18 protein-coding genes are annotated in these 19,673 nt (G+C 57.1%); 12 read left to right on the top strand and 6 right to left on the bottom strand.

Features of this window, described 5'->3' with window-relative positions; genetic code table 11:
• The first annotated feature begins 28 nt into the window (after positions 1-28).
• From ACIQ3A_RS02045 to ACIQ3A_RS02080, 8 genes are all read left to right on the top strand, one after another.
• Complete coding sequence (locus tag ACIQ3A_RS02045) at positions 29-784, top strand: ABC transporter ATP-binding protein (protein WP_396430093.1); 756 nt, start codon at positions 29-31, stop codon at positions 782-784.
• Positions 777-1,481 carry an ABC transporter ATP-binding protein gene (locus ACIQ3A_RS02050; RefSeq protein ID WP_396430094.1) on the top strand — a complete coding sequence of 235 codons (705 nt, stop codon included), beginning with the start codon at positions 777-779 and terminating at the stop codon, positions 1,479-1,481. The genes ACIQ3A_RS02045 and ACIQ3A_RS02050 overlap by 8 nt, the downstream gene beginning before the upstream one ends.
• An 18-nt stretch (positions 1,482-1,499) precedes the next feature.
• Positions 1,500-2,915: an amidase gene (locus tag ACIQ3A_RS02055; RefSeq protein ID WP_396430095.1), complete on the top strand. Its 1,416-nt coding sequence runs from the start codon at positions 1,500-1,502 to the stop codon at positions 2,913-2,915.
• A gap of 41 nt (positions 2,916-2,956) precedes the next feature.
• The gene (locus ACIQ3A_RS02060) at positions 2,957-3,877 is read left to right on the top strand and encodes an NAD(P)-dependent oxidoreductase (RefSeq protein WP_396430096.1); all 921 of its coding nucleotides are present in this window, start codon (positions 2,957-2,959) and stop codon (positions 3,875-3,877) included.
• The gene (locus ACIQ3A_RS02065; RefSeq protein ID WP_396430097.1) at positions 3,871-4,362 is read left to right on the top strand and encodes a (2Fe-2S)-binding protein; all 492 of its coding nucleotides are present in this window, start codon (positions 3,871-3,873) and stop codon (positions 4,360-4,362) included. The genes ACIQ3A_RS02060 and ACIQ3A_RS02065 overlap by 7 nt, the downstream gene beginning before the upstream one ends.
• A gap of 43 nt (positions 4,363-4,405) precedes the next feature.
• Positions 4,406-6,511, top strand: a complete 2,106-nt coding sequence (locus tag ACIQ3A_RS02070) for a molybdopterin cofactor-binding domain-containing protein (protein WP_396430098.1) — start codon at positions 4,406-4,408, stop codon at positions 6,509-6,511.
• Positions 6,512-6,737: 226 nt separating this feature from the next.
• A complete protein-coding gene (locus ACIQ3A_RS02075) occupies positions 6,738-7,790 on the top strand; it encodes an amidohydrolase family protein (RefSeq protein ID WP_396430099.1) in 1,053 nt (350 codons plus the stop codon).
• A gap of 38 nt (positions 7,791-7,828) precedes the next feature.
• Entirely contained in the window at positions 7,829-9,010 is a 1,182-nt protein-coding gene (locus ACIQ3A_RS02080) for an amidase (RefSeq protein WP_396430100.1), read from the top strand.
• 34 nt (positions 9,011-9,044) lie between these two features.
• Here ACIQ3A_RS02080 and ACIQ3A_RS02085 read toward each other — a convergent pair whose 3' ends face one another.
• The 4 genes from ACIQ3A_RS02085 to ACIQ3A_RS02100 all read right to left on the bottom strand — a co-directional run bounded on the left by ACIQ3A_RS02085 (position 9,045) and on the right by ACIQ3A_RS02100 (position 12,623).
• Positions 9,045-9,596 (bottom strand): helix-turn-helix domain-containing protein, encoded by a 552-nt coding sequence (locus ACIQ3A_RS02085; RefSeq protein WP_396430101.1) that lies wholly within the window; start codon positions 9,594-9,596, stop codon positions 9,045-9,047.
• Between the two features lie 470 nt (positions 9,597-10,066).
• Positions 10,067-10,738 (bottom strand): 2-dehydro-3-deoxy-6-phosphogalactonate aldolase, encoded by a 672-nt coding sequence (locus tag ACIQ3A_RS02090; protein ID WP_396430102.1) that lies wholly within the window; start codon positions 10,736-10,738, stop codon positions 10,067-10,069.
• Positions 10,739-10,746: 8 nt separating this feature from the next.
• Positions 10,747-11,652: a 2-dehydro-3-deoxygalactonokinase gene (locus ACIQ3A_RS02095; RefSeq protein WP_396430103.1), complete on the bottom strand. Its 906-nt coding sequence runs from the start codon at positions 11,650-11,652 to the stop codon at positions 10,747-10,749.
• Positions 11,649-12,623: a sugar kinase gene (locus ACIQ3A_RS02100; protein ID WP_396430104.1), complete on the bottom strand. Its 975-nt coding sequence runs from the start codon at positions 12,621-12,623 to the stop codon at positions 11,649-11,651. Before ACIQ3A_RS02100 ends, ACIQ3A_RS02095 begins: the two co-directional genes overlap by 4 nt.
• Before the next feature lie 92 nt (positions 12,624-12,715).
• Here ACIQ3A_RS02100 and ACIQ3A_RS02105 point away from each other — a divergent pair, with 92 nt between their 5' ends.
• Positions 12,716-13,996 (top strand): amino acid deaminase, encoded by a 1,281-nt coding sequence (locus tag ACIQ3A_RS02105; protein WP_396430105.1) that lies wholly within the window; start codon positions 12,716-12,718, stop codon positions 13,994-13,996.
• Positions 13,997-14,049: 53 nt separating this feature from the next.
• On the opposite strand, the gene denD is transcribed toward ACIQ3A_RS02105, so the two are convergent.
• Both denD and ACIQ3A_RS02115 read right to left on the bottom strand, forming a co-directional pair.
• Positions 14,050-15,054 (bottom strand): D-erythronate dehydrogenase, encoded by a 1,005-nt coding sequence (gene denD, locus ACIQ3A_RS02110; protein ID WP_396430106.1) that lies wholly within the window; start codon positions 15,052-15,054, stop codon positions 14,050-14,052.
• Positions 15,055-15,069: 15 nt separating this feature from the next.
• Positions 15,070-16,806, bottom strand: coding sequence for an IlvD/Edd family dehydratase (locus ACIQ3A_RS02115; protein ID WP_396430107.1), 1,737 nt, complete (start codon positions 16,804-16,806; stop codon positions 15,070-15,072).
• Positions 16,807-17,000: 194 nt separating this feature from the next.
• On the opposite strand from ACIQ3A_RS02115, the gene ACIQ3A_RS02120 reads away from it, so the two are divergent.
• From ACIQ3A_RS02120 to ACIQ3A_RS02130, 3 genes are read left to right on the top strand one after another with little or no spacing between them, the layout of a single operon-like run.
• A complete protein-coding gene (locus ACIQ3A_RS02120; RefSeq protein WP_396430108.1) occupies positions 17,001-17,810 on the top strand; it encodes a FadR/GntR family transcriptional regulator in 810 nt (269 codons plus the stop codon).
• A complete protein-coding gene (locus ACIQ3A_RS02125; protein WP_396430109.1) occupies positions 17,794-18,375 on the top strand; it encodes a TRAP transporter small permease in 582 nt (193 codons plus the stop codon). The genes ACIQ3A_RS02120 and ACIQ3A_RS02125 overlap by 17 nt, the downstream gene beginning before the upstream one ends.
• Positions 18,372-19,670 carry a TRAP transporter large permease subunit gene (locus ACIQ3A_RS02130; protein ID WP_396430110.1) on the top strand — a complete coding sequence of 433 codons (1,299 nt, stop codon included), beginning with the start codon at positions 18,372-18,374 and terminating at the stop codon, positions 19,668-19,670. Before ACIQ3A_RS02125 ends, ACIQ3A_RS02130 begins: the two co-directional genes overlap by 4 nt.
• Positions 19,671-19,673 lie beyond the last annotated feature (3 nt).

A 19,673-nucleotide genomic window follows, 5' to 3' on the forward strand; every position in this document is an offset into this window, starting at 1 on the left:
GACACACTGGTCATCTAGGGATATTTTTGTGACGAATTCCATTCTTTCTCTTCAAAACGTGAGCGTCACCTTTGGTGCTTTGCGGGCTGTAGACGGTGTGACCTTGTCGGTGCCTGCAGGCCAAAGGCGAGCCATCATTGGTCCCAATGGGGCCGGGAAAACCACATTGTTCAACGCCATTGCAGGTGTGGTGCCCATCTCAAGCGGCACGGTTCAGTTTGACGGCGTGGACATGACCCGCTTCACAACCAACAAGCGTGCCAGTCTGGGCATTTCGCGCACGTTTCAGATCACCAATCTGTTTCCACAGTTGTCGGTGCAGGAAAACATTCGCTTGGCAGTTTGCGGACTCTCGCGTCGAAAATTTGCGTTGTTTGGCAGCGGCCAGTCCAATCCTGCAGAAAAAGAAGCCATCGATTTGGCGCTTGAAAATTCGCAGTTGACCGCTCAGCGCAACACCGAAGTCAAAACCATGTCGTACGGTGAGCAGCGGCAATTGGAAATGGCCATGGCCCTGGTGCAAAAACCCAAGCTGCTGTTGCTCGATGAGCCGGCTGCCGGTTTGTCACCGGCCGAACGCGTGAAGATGGCCGATGTCATCAACGCACTGCCAAGAGATCTCACCTTGATATTGATTGAACACGACATGGATCTGGCCCTGGGCTTGGTCGACTTCGTCACTTGCCTGCATTTCGGACAAGTGCTCACCGGGGGAACGCCTGATGAGATCCGTGTCGATGAAAAGGTCCAAGAGGTTTATTTGGGAAAGCCGCGCCATGCTTGAAATCAACGATCTGCACAGTTATTACGGTGACGCCCACATCCTGCGGGGTGTCAACATGAAAGTGCCCAAAGGCAAGGTGGTGGCTTTGCTGGGACGAAACGGCATGGGCAAGACCACCCTGATTCGCTCCATCATGGGTTTGAATCCGCCCCGCATCAGCAAAGGCAGCATCCAGTACGACGGTCATGAATTGGTCGGTCTCAGTCCGCACGTCATTGCCGGCAAGCGCATTGGGTTTGTGCCCCAAGGACGACGGCTTTTTGCCTCACTCAGTGTGACGGAACACTTGACGGTATTTGCCTCCAAAAGTGAAAGCAGCCAATGGACGGTCAAGAGAATTTATGAATTGTTTCCACGCCTGGAAGAGCGGAAAAACAATCTGGGCACACAACTGTCGGGGGGTGAGCGTCAAATGCTGGCCGTGGCCAGGGCACTGATGACAGACCCCGAAATGTTGTTGATGGATGAGCCGACCGAAGGGCTGGCGCCTGTGATGGTTCAGCACCTGGAAGAAATTGTGGCCGAACTGGGAAAAACCGGTCTGGGCATTTTGTTGGTTGAGCAAAATCTTTACAGCGCGCTCTCGGTGGCCCACGAGGTGTACTTGATGGAAACCGGGGAAATTGTTCACCACTGCCTGGCCGACGAGCTCATGAATGACCGCGACACCATGCAGCGATTTTTGGGTGTTCGTTAACCACCAACGGCAAAAGTCATGACAGACCAACTCGCTAATTTGGGTTTGTGCGAAGCGGCAGATGCGATCGCGCGCCATGAGGTCAGCTCGGAGCAACTGACCCAAATTGCGCTCGATCGTCTTCAACAATGGGGCCCTCAGCTCAATTGTGTGGCCTCTCTTCAATCGGATGCCGCGTTGGTCGCTGCGCGCAGTGCGGATGTGCAGCGTGCAAAAGGGGGGGCATTGGGTGTTTTGCACGGCGTACCGATGGCCCACAAGGAACTGTTTTATCGCCGTGGCAGAAAAACAAATGACGGCTCCATCATCACGCGGGATTTCGTGCCTGAGGTGACCGCCACCTCATTGACGCGTCTGGACGAGGCGGGTGCCATCGACATGGGGCTTTTGCACATGGCTGAATTCGCCATGAGCCCCACCGGGTTCAATGCGCACTACGGTCATGTACGCAACCCATGGAACACAGATTACTGCCCGGGCGGCTCTTCAAGTGGCTCAGGTGCGGCGGTTGCAGCCATGTTGACCTGTGCCTCCTTGGGCACCGATACGGGTGGCTCTATTCGCCACCCTTCGGCCATGAGTGGCGTCACGGGCCTTAAGCCAACGTGGTCAAGAGTCAGTGGTTTTGGTGTGATGCCTTTGTCCAGGTCGCTCGATTGTGTCGGGCCCCTGGCCCGAAGCGCTCGCGATTGCGCCCGCTTGCTGAAGGTCATTGCGGGTTTCGATCCACTGGACAGTAGCACCAGCCTGCAAGCCGTGCCGGATTACGAAGCGATGCTCGATGGCCAGGTGCGGGGCATGAAAATAGCGGTTCCTGGTGGGTATTACCTGGAACATTTGGATGCCGGTGTGGCCGCTTGCATCGCTGAGGCTTGTCGGGTTTTTGAAGACCTGGGGGCCTCCATCATCAGCACCGAGCCACCCGACATGGCCGTTATCAACCGCATGATGTCGATCGTCCTGACGGTCGAGGCCGCTTCATTGCACAAAGACTGGATCCGGGAGCGGCCGCAAGATTACGCAGAGCAAGTCCTCGCGCGTTTCAAGCCTGGTTTTGATTTCAGCGGCATGGATTATTACGAAGCCATCACCGCCAAAAAAGTGCTGGCTTTGCAATGGGTGAACATGTCCATGGCAGACGCTGACTGTGCGTTGCTGCCCACCATACCGGTACCTGTTCCCAGCATCTCCGAAACCACCAAGGGTGACTGGAGCGAGATCGCCAAGAAGATATCGGCCATCACGCATTGCAATCGGGGCATCAACTATTTGGGGCTGCCTTCGTTGAGCGTACCCGCAGGTTTTGTGAATGCCTTGCCCGTGGCTTTTCAACTGGTGGGCAGAGAATTTCATGAGGGCAAGTTGTTGAAGATGGCCGATGCTTTCCAGCGCGTGACAACTTGGCACCAAAAGAGGCCGCCATTGTCAGCCTGAAGGCAAGGGCTTTTTTGACCGCAACTTCATTGAACCCACAGATGACCACCGTTGGCATGATCGGATTAGGCGTGATGGGGCTGGCCATGGCCCAGAACCTGCAGCAAGCCGGTTTTAGGGTGTGCGGCTACGACATCGATCCTTCAAGGCGAAAACTGCTGAAGAAAGCCAAGGCCACTGTTGGGCAATCCGTCCAGGAAGTGGCTGAAAACGCCGATGTTTTGATCAGTTCTCTGCCATCGACCGAGGCTTTGCTGTTGGTGTCCCGTTCACTCGTCGCATCAGCGCACAAGCGCATGACTTTGGTTGAAACCAGCACCTTGCCGATCCAAGACAAGTTGATGGCGCGGCGGATTCTCAGTCCTGCCCAAATCGTTTTGCTGGATTGTCCTTTGTCCGGGACGGGGTCGCAGGCGCAAACCAAAGACTTGGTGGTTTATGGAAGTGGTCCGTTGGCAGCGTATAAAAAAGTCACGGCCATTCTCGAGGGCTTTTCAAGAAAACAGTTTTATTTGGGTGCGTTTGGCAATGGCATGAAATTGAAACTCATTGCTAATTACCTGGTAGCCATACACAACGCAGCAGCTGCAGAGGCCTTGGTGCTGGCAGAAAAAGCAGGACTGAACCTGGACCTGGTGCTTGCCGCGATTGGTGACAGTGCAGGGCAGTCCAGAATGTGGCAAGTGCGAGGCCCTCGGATGGTGGCGGCCGATTATTCACCGATGATGTCGATGCACCTTTGGCAAAAAGACATGGGCATCATTTCTCAATTCGTTGCAGCGGCAGGTGCGCCATCACCGGTTTTTGATCAAGCCAGAGCGCTCTACAGCATGGCTTACCAAGATGGTCACGGTGACCGGGACAGTTCGGTGATTCATTTGCTGCTCAAGTCGATGTCGGCCCAGCCCGCTGCCGGAAAGTCTTTGCCATGCCCGGATGGTCTTGTGGATTCCAAATGCTGACCCCTATTCATTTCAACGGTGCATGGCAATCCGTCGAAGCCGACCAGCAATCACCGCTTTTGTACGCCTTGCGTCACCAGCTTCAATGCAAGGGAACGCGCTTTGGTTGCGGCAGTGGCCACTGCGGTGCGTGCCATGTTTCGCTGAATGGACGCGCGGTGGCGTCTTGTGACACCCCTGTGGAGTCTGCTGCAAACCAGACCGTGGAGACGGTTGAGCATTTGGTGGCCAGCCAAGTAGGCGCAGTGGTTCGTCAATCTTTCATCGATGTTCAGGCTGCTCAATGTGGTTACTGCATCAATGGCATTCTGGTTTCGCTGATCGTGATGTTCCAGCAGTCCAGCCAGCCAGAGCAAGACCATGTTCTGGCCGTACTGGACCGTCATTTGTGTCGTTGCGGAGCCCATTCCCGGATCCTCAAGGCGGTTGATCTTGCAAGGCAAAGATTGGCCGTGTTGGATCTCGACGTGCGTGTTGATGTTTGAATAGGCACCGAGATGACGACCCTGCTTTTTAGGAAACCCTGAGATGGCCTCGACCTTGATGCCGCCGGGGATTGAAAAAAATCCTCAACTTCTGCAATGGTTGTTTTTTAATGCAACGGATCCGATTACCTTGCATTCGGGCAAGGTTGAGCTGGGTCAGGGTGTCGAAATTGCGTTGCAACAAATCGCCTGTGATGCCTTGGGCATTGACCCTGATCAGCTCCAATTTGAAGGCGGCAACACGCTTTTTGGGCCTGACGAAGGACAAACGGCGGGAAGTCAGAGCATCGACCAGGGCGGCAGCGCGGTTCGCATGGCCTGCTTGTTTGCCCGCGACCTTTTCATGGCGCAAGCGGTCAAGGAGCTGGCAGTTGCAGCTGAGCACATTGCGCTGGCCAGAGGTGTTTTTTCAAGCACTCTGACACAGCACACCTGCAGTTATTGGTCTTTGGCGGACCGGGTGAATTTGGCGCAAGCGATCAAAACATCCAATACAAATCCCCCCCGCCGATGGGTTGGGCAAAGCGTTCAGCGTCCTGATTTCATGCATAAGCTGTCGCGCACTGGGTTCATTCACGATGTCGTGTTATCCGGCATGTTGCACGCCAGAATGATTCGGGGCCCAGTGGGCGAATCGACCATCGACTTTGTGGATAGCCAGGCCATTTCGGAGTTGCCTGGTATCAGCCATGTGGTGCATTCGCGCGACTTTCTGGCGGTTATCGGGCCGGATGAGGCGAGCTTGGTCGGGTCTTTGAAAAAAGTCCGCAGTTTGGTGAAGTTCTCACTGCCGCACCCTCTCCCTATTGTTGCAGACATCGAAGAGCTCATGCTGGGCTTGGCGGGTGAATCCAAAACGGTTCACGAACATGGCACCATCAAGGCGCCGATCATGGCGTACCAGGCGCGTTTTTCAAGACCCTACATCGCACATGCGTCGATCGGTCCATCGTGTGCCTTGGCTCATTTCGTCGATGGCCGAATGAGTGTCTGGTCTCATACGCAAGGGGTTTTCCCGCTTCGTGCTGACCTGGCCAAGGCGCTTTGCCTGGACCTCGATGCGGTTCAGGTTTTTCACATGCACGGTGCAGGTTGTTACGGCCACAACGGTGCAGACGATGTGGCGTTTGATGCGGCATTCATTTCATTCCAATTGGGTTTTCCGATACGCGTTCAATGGATGCGAGAGGACGAAATGACGGCTTCTCCGCTGGGTGCACCCAGTCTGGTGGACATTCAGGCCGGGGTGGATTCGGCAGGACGGATTTCCCAGTGGCATCTGTCCGTCTGGAGTCACTCGCATCTGAACCGTCCCGGGGGAGGCGCCGGTGTCAATCTGCTGGGGGCTTGGCAGGTGGAGGGCGGGCCTGAAAAGCCTGTGCCCGCCGACCTGCCTTTGCCTGCGGGCGGTGGACATCGCAATGCCATCGCCTTGTACGACTTTGCCCATCAGCAAGTGGATTACTGCTTCATACCCAATGCACCTTTTCGCACTTCGGCGTTGCGCAGTTTAGGTTCGTTTGTCAACCTGTTTGCAATTGAATCTTTCATGGATGAAATGGCGGAAAAGCTTGAGGTGGATGCGTTGGATTTTCGCCTGAAGCACCTGAGCGATCCGCGCGCAGTGGCTGTTTTGGAACAGCTTGCTGCAGTGTCCGATTGGCGTCAACAAGGCGAACCCGATGGTCTGCATGGCATGGGTTTGGGTTTTGGGCGTTACAAAAATTCGGCTGGCTATTGCGCCGTCGCCGCCTTGATCCGGGTCGATCAAAATGTGACGGTTGAAAAAGTTTGGGCAGTGGTTGATGTTGGGCTGGTGGTCAACCCGGATGGCTTGATCAATCAAATCGAAGGGGGCATCGTGCAGTCCCTGAGCTGGACACTGAAGGAGCAAGTCAAGTGGGACCAAGATGGCATCACTTCACGCACATGGGAGGCGTATCCGATCATCCCCTTCAGCGAAATACCTGCCATCGAAGTCCATGTGATGGACCGTCCAGATTGTCCAAGTCTGGGCAGTGGTGAAGTCGCCGCTGGCCCTGTCCCTGCGGCTGTGGCCAATGCGCTTTACAGGGCCATCGGCATCCGGGCCAGGCATTTGCCATTGACCATTGAGCGGGTCACACAGTTGGTGTGGGATGCGCAATAGATGGCCAGTTTCATGCCACGATTGCATCGGATTGAATGCGCCTTGACCGTACAGCAGTGAAGCAAAAACTGTTGCTGATTTTCTTTCAATGTCTGGTTTAAACATGTTCTATACCTGCTCATCATCTTGTCAAAACTCAGCGCACATGCACTCGGCAGGTGCCGGCGTTGCACCTGGGCTTTCCCCCCTTGTGAAGGCAGCGGGCAAAGCGCTGGCATCGAATCGGGTGACGTCAGCAAAAACCTCCAAAAGCTTGTCGGTTAAGCCGGCCGCATCCGCCAAGGTGGTGGATGTGCACTGCCACTACTTGAGTCCTGAGGTCAGTGCAAAGTACGCGCATTTGCACCCTTTCAAGCACGATGCCACCGCTGTTTACGCGACCGAACTTTCGCGCCAAGTCAACATGAAGCAGATTCAGGAGCGGGGTGCCAAATTTAGCCAGGTGGCGGTTCGTCTCAAGGACATGGACAAAATGGGCATTGATGTTCAGGTGATCTCGCCTGCGCCCGGGCAGTATTTTTACTTTACCGAGCCTGAACTGGGCGCCCAGATTGCCCGTGATGTCAATGAAAGCATTGCGCGCGTGGTGGCCCAGCAGCCAGATCGGTTTGTGGGCATGGGCACCATCCCCCTGCAAGACGTTGACCTTGCCATTCAGGAGATGGAATACGCCGTCAATGTGCTGGGTTTTCGTGGCGTTGAAATATGCACCAATGTCAACGGTAAAAATTTGACCGACCCTGACCTGAAGCTGGAGAAATTTTTTGCCAAAGCCCAGGACATGGGCATTGTGGTGTTTTTGCACCCCATGGGGTTCTCACAAGGCGAGCGCTTTGTGGAACATTACTTCAACAATGTGATGGGCAATCCGCTCGAGACGAGTTTGGCACTCGGGCATCTCATTTTTGACGGGGTGCTGGCGCGGTACCCTAAGTTGAAAATTCTGGCCTCGCATGGCGGTGGCTATATTGCGAGTTATTGGGCCCGGATGGACCATGCCTGGCGGGCTCGGGAAGATGCCAGGACCGTCATCACAAAAAAGCCTTCCAGTTACCTCGAGAAAATCTATTTTGACAGCATCACCCACGATGCGCGTATTTTGGGAAATCTGGTGGACCGCTACGGCGCCAAACATGTTCTTCTCGGAACCGATTATCCGTTTGACATGGGGGAAGACAATCCGGTCAAATTGATCCGGGATGTTGGCCACATCAGCGATTCAGACCGCGATTTGATCAAGGGTGGAAATGCCCTGAAACTATTTCGCATCAAGAGTTAAGCGATGACACAACAACCCATCCGGGTATTGGAGACACCTTGAAAGCTATCGAAAATTGGAATGCCTTTGTTCCAGGTGAGACATTTCTGCTGGAAGGCCAAGTCAAGGGTCCGCTGAGTGGTTTGACCCTGTCCGTCAAAGATCTGTTTGATGTGGCGGGCCACCCCACTGGCGCAGGCAATCCGGATTGGCTGGCATCCCACGCGGTGCCTGACCGTCACGCACCACTGGTTCAAACGCTGCTGGATGCAGGTGCTTGCATCGTTGGAAAAACCATCACCGAAGAGTTTGCTTACAGCTTGGTCGGTGAAAACATGCATTACGGCACCCCAGTCAACCCCCACAACCCGGATTGCATTCCGGGGGGGTCGAGTTCTGGGGCGGCTGTTTCAGCGGCTGCAGGATTGTGTGATTTTGCAGTTGGAACAGACACTGCTGGCTCCGTGCGCTTACCTGCCAGTTTTTGTGGTCTTTGGGGGTTTCGGCCCAGCCATGGCGCTCTGTCCAGCCAAGGCGTTGTGCCGCTGGCGCCCAGTTTTGATGTGCCAGGATGGATGTCGAAAAGTGTTGACCACTTGCTGCAAGTGGGCTCAGTGGTCTTGCCGCCCGATCAGAAGCTTGCCGCGCCCGATCGCTTGAAGCTGGCTTTACCCGAGGACCTCTGGCTGCGTGTTCAGCCTGGTTTTCGTTCGGCCTTGCAAGCATCGATTGATCGGATCGTGCCTTCTTTTCAAGGTCTCTCGCATGCCAGTCTTGCGCAAGACCATTTGCAAGCTTGGCAAGATGCGTTCCGCTGTGTGCAAGGTCACGAGGCCTGGGCGTCACATGGCGCCTGGATTCGAAGCCACCAACCCCGCTTGGGGCCTGGCATCAAGGAAAGGTTTGAATGGGCCTCGACCATTCAGGATGAAGAGGCAAATCGCGCCCGTGCCAGCATGCTCAAGCACGCCGAAGTCGTTCATGCCTATTTGGACGATGCCGTGATCTGCATGCCCACGGTGGCCAATCTCGCCCCCCTCAAAGGACATGCCAGCAGTGATGAAGATCGCACCAACGCCATGAGCCTGCTTTGCATCGCCTCCATGGCGGGTCTGCCCCAGGTCACGATGCCGCTTGCCGTGCTGGATGGCAAAGCCCTGGGCTTGTCATTGATGGGAGGCCGTCACAGTGACCGCCAGTTGTTGGCTATGGCACAACGCATTCGGAACATGCTGATTTGATCCGGTGTCCAGTGGATCGCAGCAGGCAGGACGCTCAGAAAGTGGGGGGCGTGCTCACCCATAAAACCTGGGTGGTGACTTCGCTGGGATTGAGATAGCTGTGAGGCTCTTCGGATCGGTAGACAAACGAGTCACCGGCATACAGCAAATATTGCACGCCGCTGACGGTCAACGCCAGCACGCCACTCAGAACATACCCAACCTCTTCACCTTCGTGCATGAGGATGCCGTCGCTGCCACCACCCGGTGCCAGTATGTGTAGATTTCCTTCCAGCAAATGACCCAGGTTGGGGGGTATCAGGCGCTCCAGTCGGGAGCCTTTGGCATCAATGCGAAATGTGGAGCGCTCCTTGGCCCGGGTCACGACACCTTGATCTGCTCGTGACTCGCTGAACAAGGCAGTGATCGTGATGTCAAGGCTGTGAACAATGCGGTGGAGCAAGGTCAGGGACACCTGCGCCTTGCCGTTTTCGACTTTGGAAAGCATGCTTTCAGAGCAAAAGGTGCGGACTGCCAAATCTTTGAGCGTCAAGCCCTTGATGTGTCGCAAGTTGCGAATGCGGCGTCCGATGTCTGGGCCATACAAAGAGGGCTCTTCCCTCTCAACGTCTGATTTGGACGCGGCTTGTGCTTTTCGTTGTCGGGGCTGTGCGGTCTTGGAGAGGGCGAGAGGTGGGGCTTTCAAGCTTGGCCGTGCGGTGCTTTTCTTGACACGTGTGGCCAATGCTTTTTCCGGTTTTTGATGGGTTTTGGGTATGCTTTTTTGTGAGTCGGATGGCATAAATGGTGACCAGGTGCAAGATTTAAAAATACAAAATCTGAAAGCGGACAGGTGTTAATTTACAGCGGGTTGCTTCTGTAAAAGGGGGCGGTGCTTAGAGGGTCATATTTATTTATTCAATAAATGTAATTTGACCACAACTCTGAGCTGGGGTTAATCGGTGTTTCTATCGATAAAGGGGCCGGTTGCCGATCGAATGGTGACAAGCCTCCAAGCTGTCCTAGGCGCTGCGGTCCAAGGTGCAACTCTTGCTCGGTCGCCTTCGCCTCTGAACTTCATGCGCTGGCTCCATGGCAAAAGGTCTTGGCAAACGTCATGGCTTTTTCTCTGACTTGATCGGCGTTGCGGCCTGGTGCATACAGTGCCGAACCCAAGCCAAATCCGTTGGCACCAGCAGCGCGGTAGGCGGCCATGTTGTCAGGCGTGATGCCGCCCACGGGCATCAGGGCTGCTTGTGGGGGCAAGATGGCCCGCAGGGCTTTGACGGCGGCCGGAGAAATCATTTCGGCGGGGAACAGTTTGAGCCCGTGTGCCCCTGCGGCCAGTGCCGCAAAGGCTTCGCTGGGGGTGCACACACCAGGCAGCACCACCATGCCCAGCGCCAAAGCTTGCGCCACCACGACTGGATTGAAGTTGGGCGAGACGATCAGTCGACCACCTGCAGCGTGTACGTCTTTCACTTGCTGTGCGTTGAGCACCGTACCCGCACCCATCAGGGCTTGTGGAAACTGTTGGCTCAACAGGGCGATGCTTTGCAAGGGCTCGGGTGAGTTCAAGGGGACTTCGATGATGGCAAAGCCACTGCTGATCAGTGCCTGACCTATGCCGGGCGCTTCGGCCGGTGTGAGGCCGCGCAGGATGGCGATGAGCGGCAACTGGGCCATGGCCTGCGCCAGGGTTTCAGCCGGTGTTTGTGACGTGATGAGGGCGGGTGGAAAAGTGTTCATGGGGTGGATCACTGAGAAGCGGCAAGGTAAAAGGAAGCCAGTGCAAACAGCCCAGCCCAGGTGGCCTCGGCCCCCTGGCTTTGGCAGTCGATGTTCAGGTGTTGCAGGGCCAGGGTGTAGCGCAGGGTGAGTGCCTCGCTGCCTATCAGGATCAATGGGGTGCAGTCGGTTGACAAGGCTTGCGTGCGCAGTTCTTCACCAATCAGCAGACCCGACAAATAACTGGACAAAGCCACGGCGGGCAAGCGTTCAAACAAGCCCAGTGTGCGCACCGCAAACAGGTGGTGCAGCACGCTGCCAGCTTGTTGGCTTTGGTCAATGCCTTGTAAAAAGACCGCTTCATCGAAGGCGCCGTGTGCATCCAGGGTCTTACCCAAAATAGAGTGTTGGCTCATCAGGGCAAAGACTTCACCGGTCATGAAAGTCTGAAATTGCGTGACGCGGCCCGCCTGTACTTGCACCCATTTGCTGTGTGTTCCGGGCAGCACCAGCGTGGCGCTGTCGCGCCTGGCCAGTTGCAACGCGCCAAAAATTTGTACTTCTTCGCCGCGCATCACGTCGGGAATGCCCAAGGGGCCATCGGCCATGCAGCTCAGTCCTGGCACCAGGGCGATGCGGTCAGCTTGCAGCCACAGCAGGTGCTGGCCCAACTCGGCAAAGCCTGCGGGACAAGGGCAATAAGGCGCTTCTTGCCAGCCCTGGCGGCTCCCTGCCATGCCCGAGATGAGACACAACGCACCGGGCGCTTGCATCCAGTCGCCAAAGAGTTCGTTGAACACAGCTTCAAACTGACCCGGCTGCACACTCATGATGCCGCGTGGGAACTCGCGTGACTCAAGCACTTGGCCAGCGGCGTCAAGCCGTGCGCCGCGCAAAGAAGAGGTGCCCCAGTCGATGGTGATCAAGGCTCTCATGCTGGTGTGACCTTTGCCGTGGGTTTCAGGACGTTCATCACCGCATCAAGGTAAGGCAAAGGGGCCACAGCGCCAAAGCCTTGGACTGACAAGGATGCTGCAGCGTTGGCATAGGCGGTGGCGCCCCACAGGTCGTCGCCAGCGGCCAGACGCGCCAGCAAGTTGCCTGCAAAACAATCGCCAGCACCGGTGGCATCGATGGCCTTGACCGTGTGGCCTGGCACTTGGCGAAGGCTTTGGCCATCGCTCGCCAGCGCGCCTTCAGCGCCCAGCTTGAGCACCACTTGAGCTGCACCTTGGGCGTGGCTCCAGCCGATGATGTCTTGCGCTTGGGTGAGGCCTGTGAGTGCAGTCATGTCCTCTAGGCTGGGCAAAAATAAATCGCACAGGCTGACGGCGTGGCGGATGCAGGCCTGTGCGCGGGCCAATGGCCACAGTGACAAACGCAAATTGGAATCGAGTGCCACGCGCGTGCCCGTGCTGCGGGCATATTGCATGGTGGCGAATGCAGTGTCGCAAGCCGATGCCGAAATCGCCAGACTGATGCCTGACAGGTGCAGCCAGTGGCTGCTTGCTACAGCCTCAGCCCAGTGCTGCGTCAGGTCTTGCGCTTGCATGCGGCTCGCGGCCGATCCGGCGCGTGCGTAGCTGAAGTGGTGACCTTGCGCGTCGTGGCTGACAAAATACATGCCGGTCGGCGCCTGCCCATCGCGCAGCACGCTGCCGGTGTTCACGTTTTCTCGTTGCCACAAATCCATCAGGCGGTCACCCCAGCGGTCTGTGCCAAGGCGACTGAGGTAGGCCACTCGCGCCCCAGCGCGAGCGCCTGCAATGGCCGCGTTACTGGTATCACCCCCAAAACCTTGCAGGTAAAGTGGCGCTTCGTCAGGTGGCAGGTTTGAGGTCTGGTTGAACTCGACCATGGCTTCACCCAGGGCGACGATGTCCAGTGTTTTCAGTGGGGATGTCATGGCAAAAAAATAAAGGTTTTCTCAGTGTGCAGTGGGAGAATGGCAGCCGAATGAATCAGATCATGCATCAGGAATGAAGGGGGCACAGGGACATGGAAAACGAATTCGTACTGGACGCAGCATGCAAAGGTTTCCCCCTGGCAGGCAAGCCCTGCAGCCTGACTGAATTGGGTGAGCGTGGCTGGAACCTGCTGGACGACACATTGTCTTACCCGGTGGCCACATTGCGCCGATCTGCGCTCACGCACAACCTGGCCTGGATGCAGGACTTTGTGCAGCGCAAGGGCGTGGCATTGGCCCCGCATGGCAAAACCACCATGTCGCCTGAGCTTTTTCGCATGCAGTTGCAGGCGGGTGCCTGGGGGCTGACCTTTGCCAATGTGCACCAGTTGCGCGTGGGCCTGGCCGCGGGAGCGCAGCGCGCCATCATCGCCAACCAGCTGGTGTCTGATGCCGACCTTGATGGGCTGGACGGGTTGCTGCGGCAATACCCACAGGCCCGGGTCTGGTTCTTGGTGGATTCGCTGGCGCAGTTGGCGCGCCTGGCCGACTGGGGCTTGCGTCGCCATAACAAGCGCTGCTGGGATGTGTTGCTGGAGCTGGGCATCGCCGCTTACCGCACGGGCTGCCGAACGCACGAACAGGCCCTCACCTTGGCCCAGGCCATGGCCCTTTCGGAGGTGGTTTGCCTGGGGGGTGTGGAGTGCTACGAAGGCGGTTTGGGCCGATGCGACAGTGCGCACGACATCGAAGCCGTGAGCGCCCTGGTGCGCAGCGTGCAGGCGTTGGTGCAGCAACTGGATGCTCAAAACCTGTGGGGCAGTCAAGAGGTGTTGCTGTCTGCGGGTGGCTCGGCGGTGTTCGATCTGGTCATTCCGATGCTGAAATTGCAGGTCAAAAGCCGCCCGGTGCAAGGCGTGTTGCGCTCGGGTTGTTATGTGACGCACGACCACTGGAACTATGCCCGCTACCTCAAGCTGGTGGAAGCTCGTGAAGGCTTGAGCGCTTCGTTGCAGCCCGCGCTGGAGGTCTGGGCCATGGTGCAGTCGGTGCCCGAACCGGGGTTGGCCATCTTGAGCGCTGGGCGGCGTGATCTGTCGTATGACCAGTGCATGCCCATGCCCGTGCGTTGGGCGGCCAAGGGGCAACGAGGCAAAGATGCACTCCAGGCCACGCCTGACAGCTGGCAGGTGAAGGCGCTCAGCGATCAGCATGCCCACATGGTGTTTGCCCCTGATGGGGTTTGGCCGCAGGTCGGAGACCGGGTGGCCCTGGGCATTTCTCACCCATGCACCACGTTTGATAAATGGCGCTGGATGGCGCTGATCGAAGAGGATGGCCGCATCAGCGGGGCGATCAGCACACATTTTTAATGCGCGGAAACAGGCCACCTCAGCCGGGCCATGAGGTGGCGTGTTCAGTCAACTCATTTCAGCCCGTTCAGGGCCTCGGCCGGGTAACCGGGTCTGGTTTTGCAGTCCTCGATGTACTGTTCAATGATGGCCTCAAAGCTGGCATCGGCTTTCAAGCCAAGGGCATTGGCGCGGTCGGAGGTTGAGCCTTTGGCCCAATTGGCCACAATGGCCGCGATCCGTTCGTCGCGCTCGAATTTCACCCGAGCCCGTACGGCAGGGCCGGCCACTTTTTCGAGTGCGGCCAGCATGTCACTGACCTTCACGTTCAAGCCTGGCAGGTTCAGCGCCATGCGTCCGCCCAAGGCTTCCCGACTGGCCTCGAACACAGTGATGAGGCCGTGAATGGTGTTGCCAGGCGATGAAACCGGGTGCGACACATCGGGGTCTACCGGACAGGTGGTGGGGGTGCCCGCCAGGGGCTCGCGGATGATGCCGCTGAAAAACGAGGAGGCTGCACCGTTCGGTTTGCCGGGGCGAACGGCCACGGTCATCAGGCGCGCCGCGCGGCCATCGATGAAGCCCTTGCGGGTGCAATCCGCCACCAGGTACTCCAGCATCAGCTTGTGCGTGCCGTAAGAGGTCTGTGGTGAGGGCAGGGTGGTGTCTGTCACCTTGTCGGGCATGGGGTTGGCAGCATCGGGGCCAAACACCGCCACCGAGCTGGCAAACACCAAGCGTGGCACTTTGCCCGAAGCGCGAAGACTGTCCAGCAGCAAGCGTGTGCTGTCCAGGTTGGAACGCATGCCCAGATCGAAGTCAAGTTCGCATTCGCCAGACACAGCAGAGGCCAGATGGAACACGCCATCGAAACCACTTTTGAACAAGTCACCTTGCTCCAGCATCGGGCCTGCATGGCTTTTGACGCGAGGGTCAGCTTGCAAATCAGCGGGCGCAGGAAACAGGTCGGCAATGGCCAGCTCCGTGATGCTTTGCCCATTGAGGTGGCCCCGCTTCAAAATTTCACGGGCCAGGCGTGCGCCCAAAAATCCTGCACCGCCGGTGATCAAAATGCGCATGAATGTCTCCTAGTTTCAGTGGTTGTCTTTGGGCACGGCTGCGCCGCGCTGGCCGACAAGAAAGTCCATGTCAGCGCCTTCGTCGGCTTGCAAAACGTGGTCGATGTAGAGTTTCCAGTAGCCCGATGTCATGGCAGGCTCAGGCTTTTGCCACAGGGCCAAGCGCCTGGACAACTCTTCGTCGCTGATCAGCAGTTGCAGTTTCCGCTTGGGCACATTCAATTCGATCATGTCACCGTTTTGCACCACGGCCAGCGGGCCACCTGCTGCCGCTTCGGGGGTGGTGTGCAGCACCACCGTGCCGTAGGCGGTGCCGCTCATGCGCGCATCGCTGATGCGCACCATGTCGGTGATGCCTTTGCGCAGCACTTTGGGGGGCAGGGGCATGTTGCCCACTTCGGCCATGCCGGGGTAGCCCTTGGGGCCGCAGTTTTTCAGGACCAGGATGCAGTTTTCGTCCACGTCCAGAGCCTCGTCATCAATGCGCTTGTGGAAATCATGGCTGTCTTCAAAGACCACGGCCCGACCGGTGTGCACCATCAGGGAGGGGGTGGCGGCGCTCGGCTTGATGACCGCGCCACGGGGGGCCAGGTTGCCACGCAAGATGGCAATGCCGGCTTTTTCCTTGAAAGGCGCATCAAATTTCTTGATGACGCGCGGGTCGTAGTTTTCTGCCTTGGCAATGTTTTCAGCCACGCTCTTGCCAGTGACGGTGATGATGTCCTTGTGCAGCAGGTGCTCGATCTCTTTCATCACCACAGGCAGGCCTCCTGCATAGCAGAAGTCTTCCATCAGGAACTCACCCGAGGGTTGCAGATTGAGCAGACAAGGCAGGTCACTGCCCAATCTTTCAAAGTCGTCGATGGTGAGTTTCAGCCCCAGACGGCCTGCGATGGCGATCAGATGGATCACCGCGTTGGTTGAGCCACCAATGGCGGCCAGTGTTCGAATAGCGTTTTCAAAGGCCTCGCGGGTCAACACCTTGCTGATGGTCTGGTCGGTGTGCACCATCTCGACAATGCGGCGACCGGCTTCGCGGGCCAACACATTGCGGCGGCCATCTACGGCGGGGTAGGCGGCGTTGCCAGGCAGGCCAATGCCCAGCGCCTCGACCATGCTGGCCATGGTGCTGGCGGTGCCCATGGTCATGCAGTGGCCGTGACTGCGGTGCATGCAGCTTTCGGCTTCAAAAAAGTCTTGTAGTTTCAATGTACCTGCGCGCACTTGCTCGCTCATGCTCCACACGCCAGTGCCAGAGCCCAGCTCTTGGCCACGCCATTTACCGTTCAGCATGGGGCCACCCGACACACCAATGCTCGGCAGGCCCGCACTCGATGCACCCATCAGCAAACTGGGGGTGGTCTTGTCGCAGCCCATCAGCAGCACCACGCCATCGATCGGGTTGCCACGGATGCTTTCTTCGACATCCATGCTGGCCAGGTTGCGGTACAACATCGCGGTCGGCCGCAGCAGCGTTTCACCCAAGGACATGACAGGAAATTCAAGGGGGAACCCACCGGCTTCATACACACCGATCTTGACCTGTTCTGCCAAGGTGCGAAAGTGTGAATTGCAAGGCGTGAGTTCGCTGAAGGTGTTGCAAATGCCAATGACGGGGCGGCCGTCAAATTGGTCGTGCGGGACACCTTTGCCTTTGACCCAGCTGCGGTAGGCAAAGCCATCGCGGTCTTGTCTGCCAAACCATTGTTGGCTGCGCAATTCTTCGGGTTTTTTGCGGGGTGTATCGCTCATGGTGTCCGTCCGGGTTGATGGGGAAAGTTCGATCAAAAAATATTATCGTATGACGATAGAAAAACAAGCCTGGCTTGTAAAGCCAGCGACATGCGGGCAAACCCTAGACGCCAACAGGACCCGTCCTAGGGTTTACCATGGTCAGCAACAAAGCTTCAATCATCATATGATAAGGAAGAACACTCATTTCTCAAATGATCAAGAATTTTCACGGACACACCCTCGACTTACTGGGCATCGCCATCTTGTCTGGCCGCTATGCGGTGGGCGCCAGCTTGCCGCCTGAGCCGTTGTTGTGCGATGAATTGGGTGTGAGCAGAACCGTGGTGCGTGAGGCCATCAAGTCCCTGGTGGCCAAAGGCTTGCTGTTCACAGGCCCAAAAGTGGGTACACGTGTCTTGCCCGATGCCCACTGGAACTGGTTTGACCCCGATGTGGTGGCTTGGCAGGCGCAGTGTGGTTTGACGCCTGAGTTCCTCAAGGACTTGCAGGAGCTGCGCCGTGTGGTCGAGCCTGCGGCGGTCCGTCTGGCCGCTGAACGGGCCACGCCCGAAGACATCGCGCTGATCGAAGCGGCCTACGAAGGCATGAAAAAAGCCGTGGAACAGGGCGGTGACTACGTGAGCCATGACATGCGCTTTCACCAAGGCTTGCTGCAAGCCTCGCACAACCGCATGCTGAATCAAATGAGCAAGGCACTCAATGCCTTGCTGCGCACCAGCTTTGAAATATCGACCCGCATCAAGGACGGCACCAAAAATTCACTGCCTTTGCACCGGGCAGTGCTCGATGCGGTGATTGCCCGCGAACCAGCCAAGGCCGAACGCGCCATCATGGTGCTGATCCAGGGCGCCAGTGAAGACATCGAGCAAGTGCTGTCATCACGCCGAAAATTGCCTGTGGTCTCGGGCAGTGCGACGCAGATCAAAACAAAATCCAAGGCAAGAGCCATCCCCAAATTGGGCATTCAGAAAACGGGAGCATCGCTTGCAAAGAGCCATTGATTATTTTTTTAAACTGCTGGAGTTTCTGGTGGTGGCGTGCCTGGTGGCCATGGTGATCATGGTGTTTGGCAATGTGGTCCTGCGGTATGGGTTCAATTCGGGCATATCGATCTCCGATGAAATGTCGCGTTACTGCTTCATCTGGTTGACTTACATTGGCGCCATGGTGGCCATGCGTGAAAAGGGCCATCTGGGGGTAGATACCGTGGTCAGGCGTCTGTCGCTGGTTGGCAAACAGCTGTGTTTTTTCATGAGCGAAATTCTGATGCTCGGTTGCAATGTGCTGTTTTTTTGGGGCACCTGGCAAATGCACGAATTGCAAGTGACCAATATTTCACCGGTGGTCGGCATTTCCATGATCTGGATCTATGGCATCGGTTACGTGACAGCCAGCATCATGGCCGTGATGAACCTCAACCAATTGCGCTTGCTGCTGACGGGTCGCCTGAAAGAGGAGGATTTGGTCATGGTGGTGGAGTCTGAGGACACGGTGGTGCTCGACGACTTGCAGCCAAAAGGTGGCACACCCGGCGTCATGACCCCAGACGTGCGGGGCCGCGCATGACCATCGCCGTTTTTGTATTCAGTTTGCTGGGTGCCATGGCCCTGGGCATGCCCATTGCCTACGCCTTGCTGGTGTGCGGTTTGAGCTTGATGGCCTACATGGCCAGCAACGGCATGATCCACGCGTTTGACAGCCAAATTTTGGCGCAGCGCTTTGTGGATGGTGCAGACAACTTTCCCTTGTTGGCGGTACCGTTTTTCTTGTTGGCGGGCGAGTTCATGAACGCAGGCGGTTTGAGCCGCCGCATCGTGAATTTGGCCATGGCCTGGGTCGGGCATTTCAGGGGCGGCTTGGGTTATGTGGCCGTTATGGCGGCTGTCATCATGGCTTCGTTGTCGGGTTCTGCCGTGGCCGACACGGCGGCTTTGGCAGCTTTGCTGATCCCCATGATGAAGCGGGCGGGTTATGACGTGGGCCGCTCGGCTGGCTTGATCGCTTCGGGCGGCATCATCGCCCCGGTGATTCCGCCCTCCATTGGTTTCATAATTTTTGGTGTGGCGGCAAACGTCTCCATCACCAAGTTGTTTCTGGCGGGCATCGTGCCGGGTATTTTGATGGGTGTAGCCATCGGCCTGACCTGGTGGTGGTTGGCCAAGCGCGAGAACGTTAAACCTGCACCGCGCATGCCATTCTCAGAAAAGATCACAGCCACCCGAGAAGGAATTTTGGCCTTGGGCTTGCCGGTGTTCATCATTGGCGGTATGAAATTTGGCGTCTTCACGCCCACCGAAGCTGCGGTGGTGGCTGCGGTTTACAGTTTTATTGTGGGCGCGTTTGTCTACCGGGAATTGCAATGGAGCAAGCTGTACGGGCTGATTCTTGCGGCAGGCAAGACCACCTCCGTGATCATGTTTTTGGTGGCCGCCGCCATGGTCAGCGCCTGGCTCATCACCGTGGCCAACATTCCGGCCGAAGTGGCCCGCATGATGGAGCCCCTCATGGGCAACAAGACCTTGCTCATGGTGGTGTTGATGCTCTTGGTCATTGTGGTGGGTACAGCGCTGGACTTCACCCCCACAGTCTTGATCCTCACGCCCGTGTTGATGCCGCTGGTCATCAAGGCGGGCATTGACCCGGTTTATTTTGGTGTGCTGTTCATCATGAACAACGCCATCGGCTTGATCACACCGCCCGTGGGCACGGTGCTCAACGTGGTGTGTGGCGTGGCCAAGATCAACATGGACACCGCTTTCAAGGGGGTCTTGCCTTTCTTGTGGGCGCAGTTGGGCGTGCTGGCCTTGTTGATTGCTTTTCCGTCCATCGTCATCGAGCCGATGAAATGGATGCTGAGATGATTT

This window comes from Limnohabitans sp., assembly GCF_044361985.1.
Taxonomy (GTDB): domain Bacteria; phylum Pseudomonadota; class Gammaproteobacteria; order Burkholderiales; family Burkholderiaceae_C; genus Limnohabitans_A.